Raw genomic sequence first — 24900 nt, 5'->3', positions numbered from 1 at the left:
CTTCTCTTCTATACATACAAATCGAAAATGTACACACAGACGTTAGCACAGGATCAAAGATCATCACAAGGCAAGGGCCATCAGCCGGCTAACCCAAGCCGCATCGCTATCGAATTTCAGGCTTAGCTTCTCTACAAGTTCAACTCATTCTTAACTTTGATAAGTTTGAATTCCTGATCAACCTTGTCCAGCCCTGCAACGGCGGTAGTGATAAGAGTCTCTGACGTCAGTAACTTCTTAGCCTGGCAATCATCAGGAAGCGCAGCAAGAATCGGCTGATACCACTCAGGCGAAAACTGCATGGCTTTCTTTTTATTAAAATACAGCTGCACACCACCATCATCGATCTCATTAAGCCCGATGATTAACGTCATCGTCTGGCCGTCTTCATCCTGAGATGTCATTAACAAATCAAAACCCCGCGCATCTTTGATTTCCGGGAAAGGTACCCATTCCCACCCCCGGCTCGATAGCATACTTTTGGTCAGTGCGTACTGAGCTTCATGGAGCTTGCGGGCATGTTTAGCTTCATCAGAGTTATTCTCTGTACGCGTGTATAGGCGAATTCGCTCTGCTTGTTGATGAATCGTCAGCGGTGGCTCGCCGGGTTTGGCGGGCGACAACTGATCGACATTAGCGATGTACATGGCTGTGTCACGATTAATCGGCTTCCAAATATCAAAGTCATCCATGCACTTAAAGTCATGAGTGTGTGCTTCCGCAGGAAGTGACCCAAGCCTGATAAGCTCCATCGGAACGTAGTCGCACTCGGGGTCGATCTCAAAACCATTCAGATGAGCAAGCTTGGTATAAATGAAACCCCAGCCATAGATGACGTCTTTTATGGCTGAAAATGTCAGTTCACCATTTCGTTTCTTAAGGTGCTTATTCTTGCATAGCTCTTTTAAGGCACTTTCCATTCTCTCTGGGTCTTGAGAGGCCAGCGCCAGATAGAACTCGTAATCAATCCCCATAGACGCATATTCGAACTTTCCATGCTCAATGGCCGCCTCAGCCTCCTGAGCGACACGCTCCCAATCTTTAAGAAGTGCGTAATGCAACACCATGTACAGATGTTGATAGGTCCCCGGGATAAAACACTTCGAGATGCCCTTACTGACAAGCACCAATTCATTGGCAAAATATTGAGTGATCCAATGAAGGATTTCATGATGTCCACTCAGCAGCGCCCAGAATACCTCACTGGCATAACCAGGACGCTGCTCGGGGTGAAAATGGAATGCTGCGGTATTCAAGTAACAATGTCTAAAAGCATAAACCCGTGCGAGATGGCTATCCTTTTTCAAGAGCAGTGCATGCAGAGAGCACCCTCGATACACATTACCGAAATGTACCAGTCTTGCTCCGCCATTTTCTCCCATATACGAGATCGTTGAATCAGCATATCCGTCAACATATCTTGATAAATCCTGTACTGCCAGATTCATCTTGACAATAACGTTATTTGACAAATTCATTATTAAAAAATCTCATCGAGCTTAACAACAGAAAATTCACCAGTCTTCTTATCCAAGCCTGCGACACCTTTGAGTAAAGTTCCATTGGTTTTAGCAGAATCGATCTTGCTCTTCAGTAACAAATTAGCCTGTGCCATATCTCCGTCATAATCGAGATTTTCCAGGACGTTATCGACCCACTGACGGGACATCTGCACACCATTATTCGTATTCGCAAGAGCAGCAGAACCGTTCTTAAGCTGTTTGGTATCAACAATCATGACATGCTCAACGCCGTCGATTTCTGTAATAAATACATGATCAAATCCATTGACGGTATTGTACTTACCACCATCCAACTGAGTAAATCCTCGGGATTCAAGCAAATTCCTAGTCAGCAGTTCAGACTTTTCACCCAACTCCTGATTAATAGCATTAATCACATCTGCGGGCTCACCATTCGCACGGACTTCTTCACCAGCACGATAAAAATAAACCCGGACTATTCCGGGTTTATTTGATAAGAGATGACAAAGTTACGAGCAATCAATCTCTGGCGTTAATATACGCCTGCTCGCTCACTGCATGGTAAGCCTTCACTTGATCACGGTAGGCTTTGTAGGAGTCGTATACTTTCTGAGAAAGTGGGTCAGCGCCTGCAACCTCAGCAACGACTTCATCAGATAATGTCTGAAGTTTGTCGAGCACATCCGCCGGGAATTCACGCACGTCTACACCGTGTTTTTCTTTCAGTTCGATCAATGCCGCCTGATTACGGGTAGTGTATTCCGCGAGCATGTCTTCGTTAATCGCTTTGGCGGTGATACGGACGATGGCCTGAAGGTCAGCTGGCAATTCAGCAAAAGCATCTTTATTGATGGTGAATTCCATCATGGAACCAGGCTCGTGCCAGCCCGGGTAGTAGTAATGCTCAGCCACCTTATAAAGTCCAAAGGCCAGATCATTGTATGGGCCAACCCACTCGGTTGCGTCGATGGTGCCCGTCTGCAGGGAGGTGAAGATTTCACCGCCTGGAAGAGTCACTGGCGTACCACCAGCGCGTGCCAGTACTTCTCCGCCTAAGCCCGGAATTCGCATTTTCAGGCCTTTCAGATCATCCACGCTGTTGATTTCTTTGTTAAACCAGCCGCCCATCTGCACACCGGTATTACCGCCCGGTAATGGCAGCAGGTTAAACGGCGCATAGACTTCTTCCCACAGGGCCTGACCGCCACCGTATTGAATCCAGCCGTTCATTTCCTGTGCAGTTAAACCAAACGGAACAGAGGTGAAAAATTGCGCAGCAGACGCTTTGCCCTTCCAGTAGTAAGCGCCACTATGACCCATTTCCGCAGTGCCCTGCGATACAGCATCAAACACCTGCAACGCAGGCACGAGTTCACCAGCGCCATACACTTTAATGGTTAAACGGCCACCCGACAGTTGCTCGACCTGCTCGGCAAAACGTTCTGGTGCTGTACCCAGACCCGGAAAGTTCTTAGGCCAGGAGGTCACCAGTTTCCATTTGAACGTTTTTGCTGGCTCGGCGCCCGAGGCTCCTGCCTGAGGTTCACAGTCCTTATTACATGCGCTCAGCACGAGTGCTGCCGCCACCATCACTAACAGTCGTTTCATTGGGATCTCCTGCCTTTATTATTTTGTGCGCGTTTAACACGCTTCTAGTTTTGCAAAACTGGCTACTAACCACTTGCTGCCAGCATCATCAAAATTCACCTGAACCCGTAATCCCGCACCCTGCCCTTCAAACTGCATCACCGTGCCTTCACCAAACATTTCATGAAAGACCCGCTGCCCAAGGCTGTAGGGGTATTGCTCCTGAACAAAGTCGGGCTGTCCGAACGAGGACGGCTTAGAGGTTCGTGCCGACAACGGGCGACTGACGCTATTTTTCAAGCGTACTTCAGACACCAGCTCAGAAGGTATCTCGCGAATAAAACGTGACGGTGTGCTGAAGTTTTCCTGGCCATGCAGGCGGCGACTTTCGGCGTAGGTAATAATGAGCTTTTCCATCGCGCGGGTAATGCCAACATAAGCAAGACGACGCTCTTCTTCGAGGCCTTCCGCTTCGTCCATGGACATTTTGTGAGGGAAGAGACCTTCTTCGACGCCCGCCAGAACGACCTGCGGAAATTCCAGACCCTTGGCCGAGTGAAGGGTCATCAGTTGCACTGCGTCATCGTATTCATCCGCCTGACCTTCACCGGCTTCGAGTGCAGCGCTGTCGAGGAAGCGCGCTAACGCAGATTCGTCTTCCTCTTCATCGTCAATAAAATCGGGTTCAAACTGGCGCGCAGCGGTCACCAGCTCTTCGAGGTTATCGATCCGGGCCTGCCCCTTCTCACCCTTTTCTTTTCTGTGGTGGTCAATCAACCCAGACTGCTGGATAACATTATCGACCAGCTCGTGGAGGGGCAGATCTTCTGCACCAACCGCGAGCTCTTCAATCAGATCAATAAACCCCTGAACGGCCCCAGAGGCACGTTTAGGAAGACTGTTATGCTCCAGAGCTTTATGCAGCGCCTGCCAGAGAGAGCAGCCTTCATCACGAGCAATGGCGCGCAATGATTCAACGGTTTTTTCGCCAATAGAACGTGCAGGAACATTAATCACACGTTCCACGGCGCCGTCATCTTCACGGGTTAACAGTAGGCGCAGATAAGCGAGGGCATTTTTAATTTCCAGACGTTCATAGAAGCGCTGGCCGCCATAAATACGGTAAGGAATACCTGAACGCAGAAATGCTTCTTCCAGCGTGCGCGACTGTGCATTCGAGCGATACAGCACGGCCATATCCGTACGGGCCCGACCTGCTCGTGCCCATTCATCGACCAGATCAGCAATGTAACGTGCTTCATCCTGTTCATTGAATGCGGCATAGAGCGAGATCTGCTCGCCGTCTTCATCATCCGTACGCAGCTCTTTACCGAGGCGTCCACTGTTGTTCGAGATCACCGCATTCGCCGCGGCCAGAATGTTTGCCGTCGAACGGTAGTTCTGCTCGAGCTTGATCATTTCAGCGCCGGGAAAGTCTTCCTGAAATGCGCGGATATTACCGACATTGGCACCGCGCCAGCCGTAAATCGACTGGTCATCATCGCCGACGACCATGACAGAGACGGTATTGCCCGCAAGCAAGCGAATCCATGCGTACTGGATGTTGTTGGTATCCTGGAATTCGTCGACCAGAATATTACGGAAGCGGCTTTGGTAATGCGCCAGCAGCTCCGGGTTTTCTAACCAGAGTTCGTGGGCTCGCAGAAGGATTTCACCAAAGTCGACCAGCCCGTTGCGCTGACAGTGTTCTTCGTAGATGTAGTAGAACTCATGCAACTGACGCGTAAACGGATCGGCAGAGGGAATTACATGCGCAGCACGACGACCTTCGTCTTTCTGGCCATTGATGTACCACTGTATCTGCTTCGGCGGATAGCGGCTGTCGTCGATATTGTGTTCTTTCATCAGGCGTTTGATCAGACGCACCTGATCATCGCTGTCGAGTATCTGAAAATACTGCGGCAGTTTCGCTTCACGCCAATGCTGTTTCAGCAGACGGTGCGCCAGACCATGAAAGGTCCCTACCCACAAGCCATTCGATGGCTCATTAAGTACCTGCTCGATGCGGGTACGCATCTCACGAGCGGCTTTATTGGTGAAGGTGACCGCCATGACAGAGAAAGGCGAGACGTTCTCTACCTTCAATAACCAGGCGATACGGTGCACCAGTACACGGGTCTTACCCGAACCGGCACCTGCGAGTACAAGCTGATGTGGAGAATTAGCGCATACAGCGTTGCGCTGACCGTCATTCAGCTGATCAATAAGAAGCGATATATCCATGGGCACCAAGTCTACCAGAATGTTTCACGCGCCCTGAACACTTACTGTGGGCTTATACGTCGTCATAAGTCCCATGGCTAAGGAGAGTGAATTTCGTATAATCAGACTCTGACACCTGAGCTCTGGAACGTACGTGAAAAATCAGCCCATTCTGAAAGAAATCGCCAGCGCCCGGTCGTCTCTGCGCAAATCAGAAATCAAAGTCGCAGACTTTGTTCTCGCCGAACCAGAGCAAGTGATGCATATGCGCATTGTCGACTTGGCTCAGGAAGCCCAGGTCAGCGAACCAACCATCGTGCGCTTCTGTCGTGCAATTGGTTGTAACGGTTTCCAGGAGTTCAAGGTACGTATTGCTCAGGAAACCGCGGTGGCCAATAACCTTGGGCAGTTCGCGATTGCCGAAGACGACAGCATTGACGATATCTGCACCAAGATTGCCGACACAACGATCCAGAGGCTGTATCAGGTCAAATCTCAGCTACTGCCCACTCAGGTTGCAGACGCAGCCCAGGCCATGAGCAGTGCGATGCGGGTGGAGTTCTACGGATTTGGCGCATCAGGAGCCGTTGCTACCGACGCCCAGCATAAATTTTTCCGCTTGCAAGTCGCCACCGCAGCATACAGTGACCCTCATATGCAGTCTATGTCAGCCGTCACTCTCGGGGATAAAGACGTTGTCGTTGCTATTTCGCAGAGCGGCCGCACTCTGGATCTTATGCATTCGATTAAACTGGCGCAGAAACATGGCGCCGTAGTCGTTAGTCTGGCTCCTCAGAATACTCCGGTCAGTAACGCCGCAGACCTGCCGATTCATATTAATATCGAAGAAGACACCGACCAATTTACGCCGATGACTTCCCGTATTGCTCACCTCATGGTGATTGATATGTTGGCGGTTGCCGTCACGCAACGTCGTGGCCCCGACTTTGCCAACCATCTTAATGCGATCAAACAAAGCATCCGGTCTTTGCGATCTGAAGGGGATCATTAAGGCCCGCCTGAAACAGAACTATTCAAACCGACACTCAGTAATAAACTACCCAACAGTGGAATTAGGACAATAACGCCCAGTTAGTGAGTTTGGCTGAATAAACCGGTTGGCTTATCAGTCAGTTCCTGTAATCTGTCTGTAAACAAAAATAAGCAGAATCGCAACCGGACTTGTGAATCCCAGAGGGAAAAACACTATGGAAACCGCTAAAGATTATACTTCTGAAGAAACCGTATCGTTCGACGAAAACGGTAATGTTGTTGTTAACAAAGAGGCGCACGCTTCTAAGAAATTAATCTCCCGCCGGGCCATTGAGGCACACTTAGAGCGGAAGCGTCTGGAAAAAGACCTCGAAGCTTATTACTTCGACTGATCAGTCCGCAATAGAGAAAGCAGCCAACCGGCTGCTTTTTTTTGCCTGAATATTTTCATCAGCCAAACTCGGCATTTTTACTAGCCAGAGAGCGAACTCAGATTGATTCGCTCCCTGAGATCCAGAGTTCGTTTGTGGGAGCTATTCAGCCAGCTTGCCTGGCTAATGGCGATGGTTTTTGCGGCTACGGTATTCGCTAAATAGCCTTCGGCTGATTCACTCCCACAGTGGTTTACAGGTTGATTCCAACCGCTCCGTTTAAGCATTCTTCTGTCGTTAATTGATCGCCTTTAAATACTCGCTGATCAACCCTGTGCTAAAAATAACAGACATAAAAAAACCGGCCAGTTGGCCGGTTCTTCGTTTTGGCATCCTTGCCAGCTGAGGTTCAACTTACTTAGAAGTGAACTCTGGGTACGCTTCCATACCACACTCAGCAATATCAACACCTTCGTATTCCTGCTCTTCGCTGACGCGCAGACCCATGATGGCCTTGAGTACGCCCCAAACGATCAGAGAAGTTACGAATACCCAGATGAAGATAGTCAGAGTACCAACCAGCTGTCCCATGAAGGTAGCATCAGCGTCAGACAGCAGTACTGCGAAGATACCCCATACACCAACAACACCGTGTACAGAGATCGCACCTACTGGATCGTCGATCTTCAGCTTGTCGAGGGTCAGGATAGACAGAACTACCAGAACACCACCCGCAGCACCGATCAGAGTTGCCAGGAAAGGTGATGGATCAGCAGGCTCAGCAGTGATCGCAACCAGACCAGCCAGAGCACCGTTCAGAGCCATAGTCAGGTCAGCCTTACGGAACAGGATGTAACCAGTAATCAGGGCAGCAATCAGACCGCCTGATGCAGCAGCGTTAGTGTTCAGGAATACGTTAGCAACTTCGTTTGCAACTGCGATACCACCCAGTTTCAGAGTAGAACCACCGTTGAAGCCGAACCAACCCATCCACAGGATGAACATACCCAGAGTCGCCAGCGGCAGGTTTGCACCAGGAATAGCGCGAACTTCACCGTTAGGACCATATTTGCCCTTACGAGCGCCCAGCAGAAGAACACCAGCCAGAGCGGCAGCAGCACCCGCCATGTGAACGATGCCTGAACCTGCATAGTCAGAGTAGCTCAGTTCGTACAGACCGAATACAGAGTCACCATTCCAGGTCCATGAGCCTTCCATAGGATAGATGAAACCAGTCATTACAACAGCGAATGCCAGGAAAGCCCACAGCTTCATACGCTCAGCAACCGCACCAGAAACGATAGACATTGCAGTCGCTACGAAGACAACCTGGAAGAAGAAGTCAGATGCACCAGCGTACTCGCCCATGTCACCGAAACCAGATTCGTTAGAAGCCGCCAGAACACCTGCGATTGCAGCGTCGTCCATGCCAGCAACAGTAGTCACACCAGACAGGAAGTAACCGCCGCCGTACATCAGTTCGTAACCACAGATCAGGTACATGGTGCACGAGATCGAGAACAGGGCAACGTTTTTGGTCAGAATTTCAGTGGTATTTTTAGAGCGGACCAGACCCGCTTCCAGCATGGCGAAACCTGCCGCCATCCACATTACCAGCGCGCCACACACCAGGAAATAAAAGGTGTCCATGGCGAACTGAAGTTCAAAAATATGATTAAGATTCGATTCCATTATAAGCCCCCCGCATCAGGCTCTGTTATGTAGTGGTCGGACGTCTTACAGCGCGTCTGCGCCAGTTTCGCCAGTACGGATACGAATAACCTGCTCGAGGCTGGTGACGAAAATTTTACCGTCGCCGATCTTGCCGGTGTTCGCAGCTTTGGTGATTGCTTCGATAACTTTTTCAGTCAGATCTTCAGCAACCGCTACTTCAATTTTTACTTTAGGCAGGAAGTCCACCACGTATTCAGCGCCACGGTACAGTTCAGTGTGGCCTTTCTGGCGACCGAAGCCTTTTACTTCAGTCACTGTGATGCCCTGAACACCGATCTCAGACAGTGATTCACGAACATCGTCAAGCTTAAACGGCTTAACAACAGCAGTAATGAGTTTCATAGAAAACCCCTTTCAATTTTTAGATAAGGTTACAGATAGCCCGTGCGGGGGCACGGGCTATTGTATGCTTTTTACATGTCGATAGGCAGGCTGTAAGAAACAACAAACTTCAGATCGTCGTCGTAAGAGTCTTCTTCGTCTTCAGCAACAACCTTGCTCGCAGTGAAAGACAGGTTGTCGTTGTATGCGTAGCTCAGGTCCAGGTGAGTGTAGCCAGCGTCTTCGCCTGCATCATCTTCAACCATAGTGATACCAGCCATTGCACTGAAAGCACCCATGCCGTAACCCAGCGTCAGGTAGCTATAGTCGTTAGGGTTGCTTGATACTGGGTAGTAGTAAGAGAAAGACGCACCTTCGTAACCAAGAGATACGATCAGCTCAGACAGATCAAAAGTGTTTCCGCTAGTGTCTTGCTCAGACTCCAGAACATCTGCAATGCCGTTACCATCTTCATCGGTAGTGTCTACGTAAGAGAAGTTACCCGCGCTTGGGTAAACGTAAGTCACAACAGATACGTCGTAGGAGAAACCTTCCATTTCACCACCGTAACCTACATACAGGTCGTATTCGTTTCCAGCTGCGCTATCACCGCTAGAAGTCCACATACCAGCGTAAGCACCACCAGATGAAAGCGTAATGTCACCAGATACGGCAGCATCACCGTTACCCAGGTCCTGGCCACGCCACAGGTACATGCTCGCAACTGCCGCAGATGCAGACACATCTACTTCAGCTTGAGCCAGTTGAGCACCAGTCAGACCTGTAGTCATTACACCAGCGAGAGCGATTGCTTTAGTCAGTTTTTTCATCGTTCTTTTTCCTATTACGGTTTTTTTAGCTGTTGATCTTTCAATTTGGTCGATATGGGCAATTCGCACCGATATCTTTCTGTCACTCGGTTATAGCAGGGTGTGTGCCAACTTTTGATACACCCTTTTAAATCAATAACTTAGTAAAAGTATGCGGACTTTTACAGTCATTGACGCAACCAAAAGAGGGCACGCAGCCAAAACCAGCACCCATTTATTGCACACCCTTCTGACGGTTTGCACTGTTTGGGTGCAGCATTTGAAATTATCCCCTTTGCCCTTTCTGGTACACTGCGCCAAAACCCTTCCGGAGGTAAATTATGAAACCCGATGCGATTAAGAGCCGGCTCGAAGAAATGCTGGAAAAGAGCCCGTTTGCCAGCCTGTCATCTGACCTGAAGCTGGCACTTCAGTCTCAACTGCAGAGCCTGATCACTAACGCCAACCTGGTGACCCGGGAAGAATTCGACGTGCAGGCAGAAGTTCTGCGTCGTACCAGTGCACGACTGGCGGAGCTTGAAGAGCGTGTTGCTAAGTTAGAAGCAGAGTGATCTTCTGATGCTTTGATTAAGCGGCCTGATGGCCGCTTTTTTGTTTTTGGCCGCTGATTCTGCGGGCCGCTGTGGTAGTAGCCGCTGGCGCGGGGTAACTTCTTTAGCTGCCGCTAAGGTCTGATGGCCAGTTGAGTTGCCGCTAGCGCGGGCTGGCTTTTTTGGCTGCCGCCAGGGCTTTAATGCCCTGTTTGGGGATTGCATCCCCGGGCGGGCAGCCCCTCCCCTGCTTCGCGCTTTCTGGGCCGTGTTTCCTTCACAGAACTTGAGAACCCTCGCAACGGGCCAATGCAGCATCCCTGCTGCCAGCCCCTTGCCCGGCATCCATGCCGGGGCCATGCGGGCTTCTCATCATTCTGCTCGGCGGCCCCAGAGGCGCAATTACCAGCCCGCGAAAGTATCTTTCTTAATTAGATAGGTTTAACTGCAACACAGCCTGGTGAGCAATATCCACCACACACTTTTACGGTAGGGCCAATCAGATTTTGAAATACGATATTGAGGGTAAAATTCTGCGCCTCTGGGGCCGCTGAAATTTACGCCAGCTTTGAAGGCAACGAGAGGCAGGATGCCGAACGAGGCTCCATACGGGCATGGGTGCCCGCCGGAGCCGGTTGCCGGAAAAGCCAGTAAATATCAGAACTAAGGCCCAGAAAGTGCGAAGCAGGGGAGGGGCTGCCCGCCCGGGGATGCAATCCCCAAACAGGGCAATAAAACCCTGGCGACAGCCAAAAAAGTCAGACCGCGCTAGCGGCTACAGAATCGGCGGCCACATAAACTAGCGGCTACTGTTAAATAGCCAGAAGCTCCTTCGCTTCCTCGGAGTGTTCAAGCTCTTCACCCGTCCCCTGACTCACTACTCTCCCCCGCTCAAGAATAATAAATTCATCAGCGAGTTCTTTGGCAAAATCGAGGTACTGTTCAACAAGAACAATCGCCATATCACCGCGATCACGAAGCAGTTTAATGACGCGACCAATGTCTTTAATAATCGATGGCTGAATACCCTCGGTTGGTTCATCAAGAATCAACATTTTCGGGCGTAATAACAGTGCTCGAGCAATCGCTAGCTGCTGTTGCTGACCACCCGAGAGGTCACCACCACGACGTTTGAGCATCTGCTGCAACACAGGAAAAAGCGAAAAGACTTCCGGGTCGATAAAACGCTGGGAGCGCGGCACCGCTGAAAACGCGGTCTGAAGATTTTCTTCTACCGTCAGCTGCGGAAAGATGTCCCGACCCTGGGGTACAAACGCAATCCCCTGTTTCGCGCGGTCATAGGGCGCGAGTTTTATAATGCTTTTTCCGTCCCAGGTGATATCACCCGACCCCGGTGCAAGGTGCCCGGCCAGTGATTTCATCAGGGTGGTTTTACCAACACCATTACGTCCCAGAACACAGGTCACTTTGCCCACGTCTGCGTTAAGGCTGACGTTGTAAAGCGCCTGACTAGCACCGTAAGAAACATTTAAATCCGTTACATTCAACATATCAGCGCCCCAGATACACTTCGATAACCTGCTGGTTATTCTTCACATTCGCCAGACTGCCTTCGGCGAGTACCGAGCCCTCGTGCAGTACCGTCACACGACAATCCAGGGCTTCAATAAAGTCCATGTCGTGCTCGACCACCATTAAAGAGTGTTTCTTTGAAAGCTCTTTAAACAGCTCAGCCGTTTTCATCGTTTCTTCGTCGGTCATTCCGGCAGCAGGTTCATCAATCAAGAGCAGTTCAGGCTCCTGACCTAACAACATGCCGATTTCAAGCCACTGTTTCTGGCCATGCGACAAGCTACCCGCGTCTTCGTAGAGGCGATCTTTCAGGTCAATCATGGATAGAATTTCGTCGATTTTATCCTGCTTTGCGCCCGTCAGTTTATGGGTCAGCGCCTGCCAGACTGAGCGACCACCTTTTAACGACATTTCGAGGTTTTCGAATACTGTCAGGCTCTCAATCACGCTTGGTTTCTGAAACTTACGACCAACGCCCATATTCGCTACCTGCGCTTCATCGTAACGCGTCAGGTCGAGCTCATCATTAAACAGAATCGTCCCTTCGTCGGGGCGGGTCTTGCCTGTGATGACATCCATCATGGTAGTTTTACCGGCACCGTTCGGGCCGATAATTGCGCGCATTTCTCCTGGTTCGATAAAGAGCGACAGGGAGTTTAAAGCCTTGAAGCCATCAAAACTGACGCTCACACCATCCATATACAGAACGGTCGGCTGCTCGATATGTTTCGTTTTTGCGAGGCTCATGCATTACCCTCCGCTTCTTTGCTGGTCTTCTGATCGCTACTTTTTCCAGAGCTCGAACCTGTAGTGATTCCACTGTTACCACCACCGCCAGAAGACATAAATTTGTCTTTCATTTGTGCCCACAAACCAACGACACCTTTTGGCAGATACAGAGTCGTCAATACAAACAAACCACCCAGCATAAACAGCCACAGTTCGGCAAAAGCACCGGTAAAATAGGTCTTGGCGTAGTTCACCAGTACGGCCCCGATGACGGCGCCAAACAAGGTTCCACGACCACCGACGGCTACCCAGATAATCATCTCGATTGAATTAATCGGAGCAAACTCACCCGGATTGATAATGCCAACCTGAGGAACATATAAGGCACCCGCTACGCCTGCCAGCATCGCTGAGACGACAAACACAAACAGCTTGTACCATTCAACGCGATAACCTAAGAATCGCGCCCGTGACTCACTGTCTCTGATTGCGACCAGAACTCGTCCGAGCTTAGAGGTCACGATAAAGCGGCTGATTAAATAACCGAGAATCAAAGCAATACCTGAGGCAAAGAAAAGCGCGGCACGCGTCGAATCAGCCTGTAGATCAAAGCCTAAAATATCCTTAAAGTCAGTCAGGCCGTTATTACCACCGAAGCCCATATCGTTACGGAAGAACGCCAACATCAGGGCATACGTCAGCGCCTGGGTAATAATGGAAAGGTAGACCCCGGTAACCCGCGAACGGAATGCCAATGCACCAAAGACGAACGCCAGAATACCCGGTACGGCGAGAACCATCACCATAGCAAACCAGAACTGATCAAAACCGAACCAGTACCATGGCAGCTCTGTCCAGTTCAGGAACACCATAAAATCTGGCAGATCAGGATTAGCATAGACACCACGGTCGCCGATCTGACGCATCAGATACATGCCCATCGCATAACCGCCAAGCGCAAAAAATGCCCCGTGACCCAGGCTTAAAATTCCGCAATATCCCCAGATTAAATCAACGGATACTGCGAGTAGTGCGTAGCAAAGATACTTACCTAACAGAGTCATTGTGTAGGTAGATACGTGCAGGGCCGATCCTTCCGGGAATACCAGGTTGCAGAAAGGTACGATGATGGCAATCGCAAGAATGATCATCATCATGCGACGGCCAGCGACATCGTTCATAATCAACCGGGTAAGTGGACCGCCTTTAATTTCCTGTTTCATTATGCGCTCCTTAACCCATATCCGCAGCACGACCCTTGAGGGCAAACAACCCACGAGGACGCTTCTGGATAAACAGAATAATAAATATCAGTACGAGAATTTTTGCGACGACGGCACCGGCCCACGGCTCCAGCAGTTTATTCACAACACCCAGAGACATAGCACCGACCAAAGTGCCCCACAGGTTGCCTACACCACCGAACACGACAACCATAAATGAGTCGATAATGTACGCCTGACCCATGTTTGGCCCAACGTTAGTCAACTGTGACAGGGCAACACCTGCAATACCGGCGATACCTGAGCCCAGGCCAAACGTCAGTGCATCAACCCAGCCAGTGCGAATCCCCATAGAGCTCGCCATCGGACGATTCATGGTTACTGCACGCATCTGCAATCCGAACAGGGTTCGCTTAAGTATTAATGCCAACAACGCGAGCACCAGGAGGCTGAAAATAATGATGTATAAACGGTTAAAGGTCAGTTCAAGCGCCGGATTAATCATGAAAGTACCCGCCATCCAGTCGGGCGTAGCTACTTCACGGTTTAACGGGCTGAAGATTGAGCGTACCGCCTGCTGCAGCACCAGACTGATACCGAAGGTGGCGAGCAGAGTTTCCAATGGGCGGCCATAGAGATGGCGGATAACACCACGCTCAATAGCGACGCCCACCAGACCGCTCACCAGAAATGCTGCAGGCACAGCAACGGCCAGTGACATGCCAATATGGTCTGGCATCAACTGTTGAACAACGTAGGTTGTGTAGGCGCCCAGCATGATCATTTCGCCATGAGCCATATTGATCACGCCCATCACACCAAATGTAATCGCCAGACCAATGGCCGCAAGGAGCAGCACAGCACCGAGAGCCAGGCCAAAATAGAGATTTTCAGCAACGCTGTTCAGTGACAGCAGGCTTTCGATTTTCTTGAGTGCTTCGTCTGCCGCCTGAATTTCCTCGGTTCTGGAATCTGCTTCAGCAGCACGGCGATAGTTGGCCAACGCACCGCGAACATCCGGGTAAAGTGACCCTGAAAGAAGCTTCACGCCTGCGATGCGTTCTTTTTCGGTCTCTGCTTCCAGCAGGCGTATGCCCTTCACCAGAAGAAGAACGTCACGAACGTCTGTTTTTTCTTCGTTATCTAACGCTTCATCAAGCGTCGCCTGATCAAGATCTTCCGCAGACTTCAGTAAGTTGACCGCTGCCTGCAAGCGCATGTCCGGATCATCTGAGAAAATCTGCAAGCGTGCGATGCCGTTTCTCAGCAACACACGTAGCTTATTATTTACGCTGATTTTTTTGATATCGCGTTTACTTTCCAGAGTGACCTCTTCACCACTGAAAAATGTCGTCACCGAATCATCGTCATTAATAACGACGACCCGATCGTCTTTACGGTAATACAGGTCGCCTTCGACCATAACCTGCATAAATTCGAGAGTTTTTGGGTCATCGATGGTCGTCAGGCGTTCTGTTAATGCCTGTTTTTCTCGATACCCTGCATCGATTAATTCTTGAGCTATCGCATGCAACGCTGTGTTGGGCTTCATAGGTGATGCTTCAGCCCCTGCCACCACCACAGTATACAAAACAAATGCGAACAGCACGGCCGTCCGTATCAATACAGAAAACATAATTATCACCGGGAATTTTGAGAGAAGCAGGAAAGAATTTCCCTGCCTGTCCTTGTTACGAACTGCGATAGAGCGCGTTTTACCGCACTCTATTCCGCTGCCAGCGAATTACTCGCCTGCAACCGCCGAACCACCACAGGTTTTCGTTGAGGTGTTGTAGTTTCCGCAGTTAATAGGTGCAGTCCAGTCTGAGATCAGGTTTGCACTTTCTGGCAGATAATCCGTCCATGCATCACCTTTCACTTCTTCGTCAGTAGCCCAAACGATTTCGAACTGGCCATCTTCCTGAATCTCGCCAATCAGTACCGGCTTAGACAGGTGATGGTTTTCGTTCATTACGGCCGTACCGCCAGTCAGGTTAGGTACTTCGATGCCGTACATCGCAGAGCGTACTTTATCCACTTCTGCAGAGCCTGCTTTTTCAACCGCTTCTGCCCACATGCTGAAACCGATGTAAGTCGCTTCCATTGGGTCGTTAGTTACACGGTCTTCATCGCCGATGTAGTTATGCCATGCTGCGATAAACTCATCGTTAGCTTCGCTTTCTGCACTCTGGAAGTAGTTCCATGCAGCCAGGTGACCAACCAGTGGCTCAGTATCAAAACCTGACAGCTCTTCTTCACCTACTGAGAAGGCAACAACTGGAATTTCTTCAGACGCTACGCCCTGGTTAGCCAGTTCTTTGTAGAAAGGAACGTTCGCGTCACCGTTAATGGTAGAAACAACGGCCGTTTTCTTACCAGCGGCACCGAATTTCTTAATATCCGATACGATAGTCTGCCAGTCGCTGTGACCAAACGGCGTGTAGTTCACCATAATGTCTTTTTCAGCAACACCTTTAGACTTCAGGTAAGACTCAAGAATCTTGTTAGTCGTACGAGGGTATACATAGTCAGTACCTGCAAGTACAAAACGCTCAACGCCGAGATCGTTGATCAGGTAATCAACCGCAGGAATCGCCTGCTGGTTTGGCGCAGCACCGGTATAGAATACGTTGTAAGAAGATTCTTCACCTTCATACTGAACCGGGTAGAACAGCAGACCATTCAGCTCTTCCACAACTGGCAGAACCGATTTACGGGATACTGAAGTCCAGCAACCGAAGATCACATCAACGTCTTCTTTTTCCAGAAGTTCACGGGTTTTTTCTGCAAACAGAGGCCAGTTAGATGCTGGGTCGACAACCACTGGCTCAAGCTTTTTACCTAGCAGGCCGCCCTTCTTATTCTGTTCTTCGATCATCATAAGAACAGTGTCTTTCAGAGTAGTTTCTGAAATTGCCATAGTACCCGACAGAGAGTGCAGGACACCGACTTTAATGGTGTCATCTGCTGCATTCGCAATGCTTACGCCTGCAGCCATCGCTGTCATACCAACAATCTGTGACGCTTTCATCAGAGTTTTGAGACTTACTTTTTTCATAATTATTTCCTTTTTATGGTCAGGATTATGTCCGGCCTCGACTCTTCTCTTGGGGGTGTGTAAGAGCGGGCAACTATAAAACCGATCTAGTTAGAGCAATCGCCGTACCAGTTTTCATGCCTTATTTTTCGGCAATTTCTGGCAAAGAGTGCCCCCCAGAGGAGCATTTCCGGTCTTGAGGAGATAATTCGCACCAATAGTGCTCAGCGAGTTGTTTTTTTTGCCTTGAAAGCGTGCGTATCTATTTCCTTGATAAGTCGGTGGAGTATCGTTGTCGCGCTTCCTGAATTCTGTGAACTGTTATTTCGCGAACAGTATTGCGACTGACCTCGATGTGTTTAGTAAGATCTCGCGTTGCACGAGAGCTGTCTGCCGAAAGAATCGCACTGAGAATACTACTGTGCTCATCGTATGTTGCCTGTATACGCCTAGGCTCATAAAAGTCGAGGCGCCTTACGATCCTCAGACGCTCACATACGCCTTTATGAATGGCTTCCATTTGCTTGTTCTGGCCACACTCCAATAGTCCGAAGTGAAATTCCTCATCCAGAAACGCTACATCAACAGGATCAACCTGCCTCTGTGAGGGCTTGCAGCACCAGATGGTGACCAGTCCCGCTAAGCGTTCCGCCCGGTCTGATTCCATACACAGGCGGCGAACCACTTCACACTCCAGCAGAATGCGGACATCGTAGAGCTCTTCGAAATACCGAAAGTCAAAAGGCCTGACCTGCCAACCATTACGGAAGTACACCTGCACATACCCATCGCGCTCCAGGCGATACAGCGCTTCCCTGACAGGTGTCCGGGAGGCCTGCATACGCTCTGCAACTTCACTTTCACTGAAGCGATCTCCGGGTAGCATTCTGAAGTCGAAGATATCTTCTTTCAGCTGTCGATATACTTTCTCGGCAAGGTTCACAACATGACCTTATGCGTTCAGTGATGAGATATAGGCCCGCCAGCCGCCGAGATGACTAATGTCCGTTGCGCTCGCCACCGCCTCTGGTTCGCAGATAAAGCCTTTCACCAGACGGCCGTCTTCCAGCTCAAGAGTTCCAATACCAAGCGGCTGCGGAATTTCTTCAACGAAAGAACCAAAGGCCGCCTGATCTAAACGCCACAGCTCGACGATTAATTGATTCCCTGTAACCTCGCCGCTCTTCAGATCCTCTTCGTTAAGGCGCACCAGACCTGGCTTCGGAGGCACTGTATTTGCGAGAGCATAGAGCTGATACTTGTTGGCGGTGAGTGTCTGTTCCAACAAGGTCGCGTGACGACTAGTCAGCTGATGGTTCAGAGGCATCCCGGTCAGATGGGCACCCACAACGGCAACGACTACAGAAGTATCTTCTTTTTTGCCCAGCATCACAGGCGCTTCGGCTAAGCAAAGGTGTGACTGCCACTGGCCAGCAAAGTTGGTCAGAGCCAGCTCGTGCCATCCAGGTGCAATAACAGTAACTCCAAACGGTAAACCATCGGTACGCATATGCGCAGGCAACGACAAGGCACATAAGTCGGCCAGATTGACGAAGTTTGTGTAAGTGCCTAACTGACTGTTGACCTCAACCGGGGCGGCATCAACGTCTGCCATCGTCGGAAATCGAGGAGCAGTGGGAACAAATAACGCATCCACTGTTTTAAAAATACTCTGTATCTGGCGCACCAGATCTTTGCGGCGATACTCTGCTTTGAATGCATCCACTGCCGTACCGTTAACGCCACCAGCAATGATGTTTTTTACGACCGGATTAATACCCGGTAAATCCCGTTTCAGAAACTCGCCGACAGCCGCATAGCGTTCGGCCACCCATGGGCCCTGATATAAAAGGCTGGCCAGCTCAAACAAGGGCGTAAAGTCGATTGTTTTTAAATCGAAGCCTGCATCAACAGCCTGCTCACAGGCTTTTTCATACGCCGCTTTTTGTATGTCATCTCCAAACCATGGTGCATCTGCAGGGATACCCAATGTCTGGATACGTTCATTACGCACCATAGTACGTGAGCGGGCGTAGCCATCTGCTGGATCGAATTGCGCAGCAATTTCATAAATGCGCTCGGCATCGCGGCTATTGAGCGCAAAGACAGAAACGCAATCAAGACTTCGGCATGCTGGAACAACGCCCGAAGCACTGATAGCGCCTACAGTCGCCTTTAAACCGACGATATGATTAAAGCCCGCAGGCACCCGGCCAGAGCCAGCGGTATCGGTACCGAGCGAAAAGGCCACCTGGCCCTTTGCAACCGCAGTCGCAGAACCAGAACTTGAGCCGCCAGAAATATACTCAGGATTAAACACGTTGTTCACTGCACCGTATGGCGAGCGAGTACCAACCAGTCCGGTTGCGAACTGATCGAGATTGGTTTTCCCCATAACGATGGCACCTGCCTTACGCAGAAGCTGAACAACAAAAGCATCATCATCCGGCTCGTAGGCATATTCAGGGCACGCCGCCGTGGTGAGAAAGTCCGCAGCATCAATATTATCTTTCACGGCAAACGGCACACCGAAAAGGGGAAGGTTTCTGCCCTCATCGTCCGCTGCAGCTTTCAGGTTTTCGAGGTAACTTATTTGTTTAGTAAGCTGTTCCTCGCTGGCTAGCGCAATCCAGGCGCTACCATTGCGGGGCAATCCATTCGTATCCAGCTCGTCTGCAGCAATCGCTTTCCGGGTGGCCAGTAAAAGCTCACCTACATCAGCGCCATTCCTATATGCCCGGGCCCAATCGTTCAGATTCCAGCCAATTCCTGTCGTTACTTCTGTCATGCCAACCGCCATTGAATTCATACTTGTATACAAGATTCGTAGCGACACTTGTGCCAGATTCGTCAGGCAAGACAGGGGAATCTATAACATTATGATTTTTAACGGGTTTATCGAGATAAGAGCATCTAACTCACAAACAGAAAGTCAGACAAAGTACGGATGGCGCTTTAGAAGAAAGCTCGATGTAGCTGCATTGCACCAATTTGCACCAACTCGTACTAAAGAGCAACACAGATTTCAGAAGAGGTTTTTCAGATAGAACTGCATAGGTTTGGTCGACTCGCCCGATGCATCGACGTCTTTCCAGGCAAAAGACGTGCGAATACCCGCCATAGGCTGATAGCCCATATGCTTCCAGATCGGATCAAGTGACTGGTAGTTCTCTGGGCGTAAAGGATGATCATCGGGCCGTACCACGGAGCAAAAGACACAGGCGGATAACCCAAGGGCACGTGCATGCTTCTCCCGAGCATCAAAAAACTGTCGATACACTCCCTTACCCCGATACTCAGGCAGGAGTACAGACTCAGCACAGTAGAATAACGCCTTGTCATTGATTCCCGCTTTCAGGAACGGAGCTCTGAACTCATCGACTTCCGCCGCTAAGGGTAGACCGGTCGATGCTCCAACCAGATGGTCGCCTTCCCAGCAAAGCACCACAATACTGTCAGGGCACTTGGTGTAGGTGGCGAGGTAAGCACGCTCGTAATCTTCCGAGCCGTCGTAGAGGTATGGAAAATCGCGGAATATCCGAATCCGCAGGTCGGCAAGTTCCTCAAGAACCGGGCTTATTTCCACGCCGTAAAGGCACTCGACTCTCAGGCCCACCTTAGTTGCCCGTTACCCGCTTGAAGGTTTCCTGAAGGACTTTCACATCATTGGCAGCACGGTGCCGGTCGACATCTAACTCATTCCAGAGTGTGCTTTTAGTGTCTGCCCAGCGCTCCATTTCTTCCATGGTCAGTAGCTTGTTGATGGTTTCGATGCGAAAGCGTTGGACCAGCTCAGCTTCTTCGAACAGGCGGCCAATCCATGAGCTGTCAAAGCTCCATGCATCAGAGTAGAGAGTTTTATTGAACAGGTGCTCATTGAGCAGCAGGGCGACATCACGAATGCTCAGACCTTCCTGCTCAAGTTTGTCGCGGCTGATGCCGTGGATCGCTTCGGCCTCTTCTGACCAGTGCGTCCAGTGGCTGACAGGCTTGATGAGATAGCTGTGCACTTCCCGGTCTTCGAGAGCAAAGCCGATTTCGATGGGGAAACTCCCCCGGCCAAATCCAGAGGCTTCGACGTCAATGATGGGTGGAAGGGAACTACTCACAAATAACTGCCATATTCTCGTTAATTTCAGGCCGGCATTCTGGACGCTCAGGCCGGATTATTCAATGTGACTATTTTACTGCCTTTACGGCTGTCACCTACTGAGACAGCGCTCTGCTCGCTGGGGCGACCCGCATGACCTCTGCAATGGTTGTCATACCTGCGGCGACCTTATGAGCACCACTCAGGCGCAGACTGTGCATCCCTTCTTTCATCGCTGCCTGGCGTAGCTTCTGGTAATCCGTTGTTTCATTAATATGCGGCTCCAGCGACTCAGACAAGGGCATCACTTCGTAAATCCCCATTCGCCCGAGGTAACCTGTCCCGCGGCATTCCAGACAGCCTTTTGCAGTATAGATGTGTTCTGGCGTTTTCATCAGCCAAGGGGCAGTCAGCTGTTTCCAGACCTTTTCGTCGACAGGCTGCTTCTCTTTGCAGTGTGGGCACAAAGTACGCACCAGACGCTGGGCCATAACACCGATCACACTGGAGCGAATCAGGTAAGCAGGCAGTCCCAGTTCCTGTAAGCGGGTAAAGGCCGAAGGCGCATCATTGGTGTGAAGTGTCGACAGAACAAGGTGTCCGGTAAGCGCAGCCTGCACAGCGATCTCGGCCGTCTCAAGGTCGCGCACCTCACCCACCATAATAATGTCCGGGTCCTGACGCAGCAGAGCGCGAACCCCTGACGCAAAGGTCAGGTCAATCGTTGGGTTGACCTGCATCTGGTTAAACGCGGGCTCAACCATTTCAATCGGGTCTTCAATGGTCGATACATTCACTTCACTGGTCGCCAGCTGGCGCAGTGTCGAATACAAGGTGGTCGTTTTACCTGAGCCTGTCGGCCCGGTAACGAAGATAATGCCGTGATTATTGTCAGTCATTTCAGACCAGCGACGGCGATCTTCACGCGAGAATCCCATTTCAGAGAAACTGCGCATCAGCACCTGTGGGTCAAAGACACGCATCACCATTTTTTCGCCGAAAGCAGTGGGCAAGGTCGACAGACGCAGCTCGACTTCATCACCCTCGGGCGTTTTAGTCTTCAGGCGGCTGTCCTGAGGTTTACGCTTCTCAGCAATATTCATACGCCCCAGTGACTTAACCCGCGCAATCACGGCCATACCTACTGCGGCTGGTAACTCGTAGACATTATGAAGAACACCATCAATACGGAAACGCACGTGCGTTGTTTCGCGACGCGGTTCAAGGTGAATATCACTGGCGCGCTGGTCAAAGGCGTACTGCAGCAACCAGTCCACGATATTGACGATATGTTCATCGTTGGCGTCAGGCGCTTTCGCTTTGCCCAGCTCCAGCATCGACTCCAGGTTCTGCACCGAGCTGATACCAGAATGATCTTTGCGCGCCTTAGAGACCGAATTTGCTAACTGATAAAACTCAACCCGGTAGCGACTGATATCAGATGGCGAAGCTAACACCCGTTTCACATTGCGACGGGTCACGTGTTCCAGGTCACCGACCCAGCTTGATGAATCCGGATCGGTACAGGCCACCACCACCTCATCAGTACTGACTTTCACCGCGAGGATTTTGTGCCGCTCTGAAAAGGCGTATGACATCACCTCAGTTACCGCAGATACGTTAATCTCAAGTGGATCAATATTGATCACATCCATCGACTCACGCTCACCCAACCATTCAATCAATGCGTGCTCAGTCAGCACTTTGCCGTCTACGCGGGCGTCTTTGTAACGCTGGCGGGCGATCAGGGTCAGAGGATGCAGAGTAGCGTCATCCGCCCCTCTGCGAATCGTCAGGGCCAATTGGTGATCATCTTCGGTGAGCAGGCCATCGCGGTGTAGATCACTCACCAGTGTCGACAGATTGAGTACCCGGTCTGGCGTCGCCTGCATGCATTAATCCTTTAGTAACTGTTTCAAAGAAGCTGATAACGAAGATGTCTCACTGCATTCAATCACATCACCTACCTGGCTGCGAGCCTCGTCCCAGCGATCACGGATACTTTCTCGGCCTAGCTGCGACTCAGTGCACATTCCAGCCACTTGCTGAACCGCACACGTTAATGCCTTCGCTGCTGCTTTATCCTTCAGCAGATGCTCTGACTTCATAGAGAGACTCTTGTCGAGCAATTGCCAAAGTACACTCTCTTTGCTCATAAGCCGCGCAATGGGGTAGCCTGACTGCCAGATGGCCTGTAAGTCGCCATCACTCCAAAGGTAATACTCAAGCGCCCGCTGCAGATCAAACGCCTGCTCAGGCAAACCGGCGCCCTCTGCATCAATTGTTGCGCCGTGAAACGATGCAGACCCGACTCCAGCCAGGCGGTAGCCACGCTCGGCTTTGGAAATATCACTCAACCACATGGGCGCCACGTCATGCAGCGCTTCTGATAAAGGCCACATTGCAGCGGCATCACCTGAAACCAACTCAAGCTCCAACTCACACAGAGGTTCCGACTGACCGTTGGCAAGAATACTGCCCTGATCGATTACCACTTCAATCTCCGAGCCATCCGCAGCTGTGTATAGCCAGCTGCGACGTTCAAAGTCAGTACTGAACACCGTCGTAAGACGATCCCTCGCTGCCGATTCTGGCCAGCACGCCTGTACCTCTGGTAACGCCAGCAACGATGGATCAAGCTGCCTTTCAGGCAAAGGCCAATTCCATTCGTGACGAACCTGAACACCACTGCTGGACTGACTGCGGGCCTTGAAAGTCTGTTCAAATCCCGAGTTCGTCGAGCGTATTCTTAATGCTGAATGCGCGGCAGACAGCGCCAGCTCAGGCGTATCGAAATAATCGTTATTCAGAGTTTTCTGGCCCGTTGCTGTCGCTTCGTTATCAAGCCAGCTGACCAGCGCCGGGATATCTTCAGGCTGGAGCCTGAGTTTCAGTTCAATTTCTTTTGCCATCGCGCTATTGTTTTATGTCGCTGTATTTTGCAGTTTAAGATCATCAAGGATAAGGCCATCATGCCGCTGCCCTCCACGCTCGAAAAGCTCTCGGCCCTGATCGCTGAGAACAGTATCAGCTCTGTATTACCCGAATACGATCAAAGTAATGAAGGTGTGATTAACCTGCTGGCAGGTTGGTGCCGGGATCTCGGTTTCGAAGTTTCTATTATGCCGATTGAAGGCCATCCGGGGAAATTCAACCTGCTGGCCACCTACGGCCGCGGGCCGGGCGGCCTGGTACTGAGTGGCCATACCGATACTGTGCCCTGCAACCCGGAAAAGTGGACATCAGACCCATTCACCCTGACCGAGCGCGACGGCAAACTCTACGGGTTGGGCACCTGCGATATGAAAGGCTTCTTTGCCCTTGCGCTGGAAGCGTTAGAACAGGTTCGCGATAAAACATTCCACCAGCCGCTGATGATACTCGCGACCGCCGATGAAGAATGCTCAATGAGCGGCGCCCGCGCGCTGAGTCAGAGTACGGGCCCCGGTGGTCGTTATGCCGTCATAGGCGAGCCCTCAAGCCTGCGACCGGTGCGCATGCACAAAGGCATCATTATGGATAGCATCCGGGTAACAGGCCGGGCCGGACATTCTTCCAATCCGGCGCTGGGCATTAATGCCATGGACGCCGTGCATGAAGTTATGGGCGAACTTAAAAACCTGCGCGCTGAGCTGGCCGAGAATTATCGCGATGCGCACTTTGCCGTGCAAACACCGACACTCAACCTTGGCTGTATTCACGGTGGCGACAACCCAAACCGTATTTGCGGCAGCTGCGAACTGGCTTTCGATTTACGCGCTCTGCCGGGCATGAGTAATGACGACCTGCGCGAAGAAATTCGTCGACGCATGAATCCGATTGCCGCGCAGAACAATGTAGAAATGTCATTCGAGCAATTATTCCCTGGCGTCGAACCCTTTGCAGAAAGCGAAAACAGCGCGCTAATTAAAGAAGCCGAACGCCTCACCGGATACACCAGCGTGGCCGTTAACTACGCCACTGAGGCGCCGTTTCTGCAGAACCTGGGCATGGAAACCGTGGTGCTAGGCCCGGGCAGTATTGATCAGGCGCATCAGGTCGATGAATTTATGGCACTGGATCAGATAGAGCCGTGCGTGAATATTCTGCGCAATCTGATCGAGCGCTTTTGTCTCACTCCCGCCCGTGATTAAATCATGAGAAGAAGTGATACCGAATAACTCTACGGGACGCCGTAAATACATCCATGTAGGCTCGGCCGCGCCATCCATGGCG

Annotated in this window: 22 protein-coding genes; 4 read left to right on the top strand and 18 right to left on the bottom strand. The window is 50.8% G+C overall.

Annotated features, from left to right (window positions below; translation table 11 throughout):
- Positions 1-131 precede the first annotated feature (131 nt).
- The 4 genes from B3007_RS14475 to uvrD form a co-directional block, all read right to left on the bottom strand.
- The gene (locus B3007_RS14475; protein ID WP_301376925.1) at positions 132-1478 is read right to left on the bottom strand and encodes an Imm49 family immunity protein; all 1347 of its coding nucleotides are present in this window, start codon (positions 1476-1478) and stop codon (positions 132-134) included.
- Positions 1479-1480: 2 nt separating this feature from the next.
- Entirely contained in the window at positions 1481-1900 is a 420-nt protein-coding gene (locus B3007_RS14470; RefSeq protein WP_297531547.1) for a hypothetical protein, read from the bottom strand.
- Positions 1901-2003: 103 nt separating this feature from the next.
- Positions 2004-3092, bottom strand: coding sequence for a TRAP transporter substrate-binding protein (locus B3007_RS14465; protein WP_301376926.1), 1089 nt, complete (start codon positions 3090-3092; stop codon positions 2004-2006).
- 33 nt (positions 3093-3125) lie between these two features.
- Positions 3126-5315, bottom strand: coding sequence for a DNA helicase II (gene uvrD / locus B3007_RS14460; RefSeq protein ID WP_297531543.1), 2190 nt, complete (start codon positions 5313-5315; stop codon positions 3126-3128).
- 133 nt (positions 5316-5448) lie between these two features.
- On the opposite strand from uvrD, the gene B3007_RS14455 reads away from it, so the two are divergent.
- Both B3007_RS14455 and B3007_RS14450 read left to right on the top strand, forming a co-directional pair.
- On the top strand, positions 5449-6306 hold the full coding sequence (locus tag B3007_RS14455; RefSeq protein ID WP_301376929.1) for an SIS domain-containing protein: 858 nt from the start codon (positions 5449-5451) through the stop codon (positions 6304-6306).
- A 196-nt stretch (positions 6307-6502) separates the two neighbouring features.
- Positions 6503-6679: a PA3496 family putative envelope integrity protein gene (locus B3007_RS14450; protein ID WP_175607853.1), complete on the top strand. Its 177-nt coding sequence runs from the start codon at positions 6503-6505 to the stop codon at positions 6677-6679.
- 393 nt (positions 6680-7072) lie between these two features.
- On the opposite strand, the gene B3007_RS14445 is transcribed toward B3007_RS14450, so the two are convergent.
- The 3 genes from B3007_RS14445 to B3007_RS14435 all read right to left on the bottom strand — a co-directional run bounded on the left by B3007_RS14445 (position 7073) and on the right by B3007_RS14435 (position 9543).
- Positions 7073-8350, bottom strand: a complete 1278-nt coding sequence (locus B3007_RS14445) for an ammonium transporter (protein ID WP_068442790.1) — start codon at positions 8348-8350, stop codon at positions 7073-7075.
- A gap of 45 nt (positions 8351-8395) precedes the next feature.
- Positions 8396-8734: a P-II family nitrogen regulator gene (glnK, locus tag B3007_RS14440; RefSeq protein WP_068442786.1), complete on the bottom strand. Its 339-nt coding sequence runs from the start codon at positions 8732-8734 to the stop codon at positions 8396-8398.
- 71 nt (positions 8735-8805) lie between these two features.
- On the bottom strand, positions 8806-9543 hold the full coding sequence (locus B3007_RS14435) for a TorF family putative porin (protein ID WP_301376931.1): 738 nt from the start codon (positions 9541-9543) through the stop codon (positions 8806-8808).
- Positions 9544-9863: 320 nt separating this feature from the next.
- On the opposite strand from B3007_RS14435, the gene B3007_RS14430 reads away from it, so the two are divergent.
- Complete coding sequence (locus tag B3007_RS14430) at positions 9864-10094, top strand: accessory factor UbiK family protein (protein ID WP_068442784.1); 231 nt, start codon at positions 9864-9866, stop codon at positions 10092-10094.
- A 791-nt stretch (positions 10095-10885) separates the two neighbouring features.
- On the opposite strand, the gene urtE is transcribed toward B3007_RS14430, so the two are convergent.
- From urtE to B3007_RS14375, 11 genes are all read right to left on the bottom strand, one after another.
- Entirely contained in the window at positions 10886-11584 is a 699-nt protein-coding gene (gene urtE / locus B3007_RS14425) for an urea ABC transporter ATP-binding subunit UrtE (protein WP_301376934.1), read from the bottom strand.
- A gap of 1 nt (position 11585) precedes the next feature.
- Positions 11586-12353 carry an urea ABC transporter ATP-binding protein UrtD gene (gene urtD, locus B3007_RS14420; protein ID WP_068442781.1) on the bottom strand — a complete coding sequence of 256 codons (768 nt, stop codon included), beginning with the start codon at positions 12351-12353 and terminating at the stop codon, positions 11586-11588.
- On the bottom strand, positions 12350-13486 hold the full coding sequence (gene urtC, locus B3007_RS14415; protein WP_414716230.1) for an urea ABC transporter permease subunit UrtC: 1137 nt from the start codon (positions 13484-13486) through the stop codon (positions 12350-12352). Before urtC ends, urtD begins: the two co-directional genes overlap by 4 nt.
- Before the next feature lie 82 nt (positions 13487-13568).
- Entirely contained in the window at positions 13569-15194 is a 1626-nt protein-coding gene (gene urtB, locus B3007_RS14410) for an urea ABC transporter permease subunit UrtB (RefSeq protein ID WP_301376936.1), read from the bottom strand.
- 108 nt (positions 15195-15302) lie between these two features.
- Positions 15303-16589, bottom strand: a complete 1287-nt coding sequence (urtA, locus tag B3007_RS14405) for an urea ABC transporter substrate-binding protein (RefSeq protein WP_414716229.1) — start codon at positions 16587-16589, stop codon at positions 15303-15305.
- 268 nt (positions 16590-16857) lie between these two features.
- Positions 16858-17538 carry a GntR family transcriptional regulator gene (locus B3007_RS14400; RefSeq protein ID WP_297531527.1) on the bottom strand — a complete coding sequence of 227 codons (681 nt, stop codon included), beginning with the start codon at positions 17536-17538 and terminating at the stop codon, positions 16858-16860.
- Positions 17539-17547: 9 nt separating this feature from the next.
- Positions 17548-19383, bottom strand: coding sequence for an allophanate hydrolase (gene atzF / locus B3007_RS14395; protein WP_297531525.1), 1836 nt, complete (start codon positions 19381-19383; stop codon positions 17548-17550).
- Positions 19384-19620: 237 nt separating this feature from the next.
- Positions 19621-20181 (bottom strand): GNAT family N-acetyltransferase, encoded by a 561-nt coding sequence (locus tag B3007_RS14390; protein ID WP_297531523.1) that lies wholly within the window; start codon positions 20179-20181, stop codon positions 19621-19623.
- A 31-nt stretch (positions 20182-20212) separates the two neighbouring features.
- The gene (locus B3007_RS14385; RefSeq protein WP_068442768.1) at positions 20213-20704 is read right to left on the bottom strand and encodes a hypothetical protein; all 492 of its coding nucleotides are present in this window, start codon (positions 20702-20704) and stop codon (positions 20213-20215) included.
- A 97-nt stretch (positions 20705-20801) separates the two neighbouring features.
- Entirely contained in the window at positions 20802-22577 is a 1776-nt protein-coding gene (locus B3007_RS14380) for a GspE/PulE family protein (RefSeq protein WP_301376937.1), read from the bottom strand.
- A gap of 3 nt (positions 22578-22580) precedes the next feature.
- On the bottom strand, positions 22581-23597 hold the full coding sequence (locus B3007_RS14375) for an inorganic triphosphatase (RefSeq protein ID WP_301376939.1): 1017 nt from the start codon (positions 23595-23597) through the stop codon (positions 22581-22583).
- A gap of 60 nt (positions 23598-23657) precedes the next feature.
- Between B3007_RS14375 and argE the strand changes: the two genes are divergently transcribed.
- Positions 23658-24818 carry an acetylornithine deacetylase gene (argE, locus tag B3007_RS14370; RefSeq protein WP_273091371.1) on the top strand — a complete coding sequence of 387 codons (1161 nt, stop codon included), beginning with the start codon at positions 23658-23660 and terminating at the stop codon, positions 24816-24818.
- The last annotated feature ends 82 nt before the right edge of the window (positions 24819-24900 follow it).

This window comes from Thalassolituus sp. UBA675 (assembly GCF_002297765.1).
Taxonomy (GTDB): Bacteria; Pseudomonadota; Gammaproteobacteria; order Pseudomonadales; family Oceanobacteraceae; genus Thalassolituus.
This window is presented reverse-complemented; position numbering and strand designations above follow the sequence as displayed.

What these genes read in the sequence shown, in the direction of transcription:
- B3007_RS14475 (WP_301376925.1), bottom strand. Translation starts at nt 1,478, where the DNA reads ATGAATTTGTCAAATAACGTTATTGTCAAGATGAATCTGGCAGTACAG.
- urtD (WP_068442781.1), bottom strand. Translation starts at nt 12,353, where the DNA reads ATGAGCCTCGCAAAAACGAAACATATCGAGCAGCCGACCGTTCTGTAT.
- B3007_RS14445 (WP_068442790.1), bottom strand. Translation starts at nt 8,350, where the DNA reads ATGGAATCGAATCTTAATCATATTTTTGAACTTCAGTTCGCCATGGAC.
- B3007_RS14430 (WP_068442784.1), top strand. Translation starts at nt 9,864, where the DNA reads ATGAAACCCGATGCGATTAAGAGCCGGCTCGAAGAAATGCTGGAAAAG.
- urtE (WP_301376934.1), bottom strand. Translation starts at nt 11,584, where the DNA reads ATGTTGAATGTAACGGATTTAAATGTTTCTTACGGTGCTAGTCAGGCG.
- B3007_RS14465 (WP_301376926.1), bottom strand. Translation starts at nt 3,092, where the DNA reads ATGAAACGACTGTTAGTGATGGTGGCGGCAGCACTCGTGCTGAGCGCA.
- urtC (WP_414716230.1), bottom strand. Translation starts at nt 13,486, where the DNA reads ATGATCATTCTTGCGATTGCCATCATCGTACCTTTCTGCAACCTGGTA.
- urtB (WP_301376936.1), bottom strand. Translation starts at nt 15,194, where the DNA reads ATGTTTTCTGTATTGATACGGACGGCCGTGCTGTTCGCATTTGTTTTG.
- urtA (WP_414716229.1), bottom strand. Translation starts at nt 16,589, where the DNA reads ATGAAAGCGTCACAGATTGTTGGTATGACAGCGATGGCTGCAGGCGTA.
- argE (WP_273091371.1), top strand. Translation starts at nt 23,658, where the DNA reads ATGCCGCTGCCCTCCACGCTCGAAAAGCTCTCGGCCCTGATCGCTGAG.
- glnK (WP_068442786.1), bottom strand. Translation starts at nt 8,734, where the DNA reads ATGAAACTCATTACTGCTGTTGTTAAGCCGTTTAAGCTTGACGATGTT.
- atzF (WP_297531525.1), bottom strand. Translation starts at nt 19,383, where the DNA reads ATGACAGAAGTAACGACAGGAATTGGCTGGAATCTGAACGATTGGGCC.
- B3007_RS14375 (WP_301376939.1), bottom strand. Translation starts at nt 23,597, where the DNA reads ATGGCAAAAGAAATTGAACTGAAACTCAGGCTCCAGCCTGAAGATATC.
- B3007_RS14380 (WP_301376937.1), bottom strand. Translation starts at nt 22,577, where the DNA reads ATGCAGGCGACGCCAGACCGGGTACTCAATCTGTCGACACTGGTGAGT.
- B3007_RS14450 (WP_175607853.1), top strand. Translation starts at nt 6,503, where the DNA reads ATGGAAACCGCTAAAGATTATACTTCTGAAGAAACCGTATCGTTCGAC.
- uvrD (WP_297531543.1), bottom strand. Translation starts at nt 5,315, where the DNA reads ATGGATATATCGCTTCTTATTGATCAGCTGAATGACGGTCAGCGCAAC.
- B3007_RS14435 (WP_301376931.1), bottom strand. Translation starts at nt 9,543, where the DNA reads ATGAAAAAACTGACTAAAGCAATCGCTCTCGCTGGTGTAATGACTACA.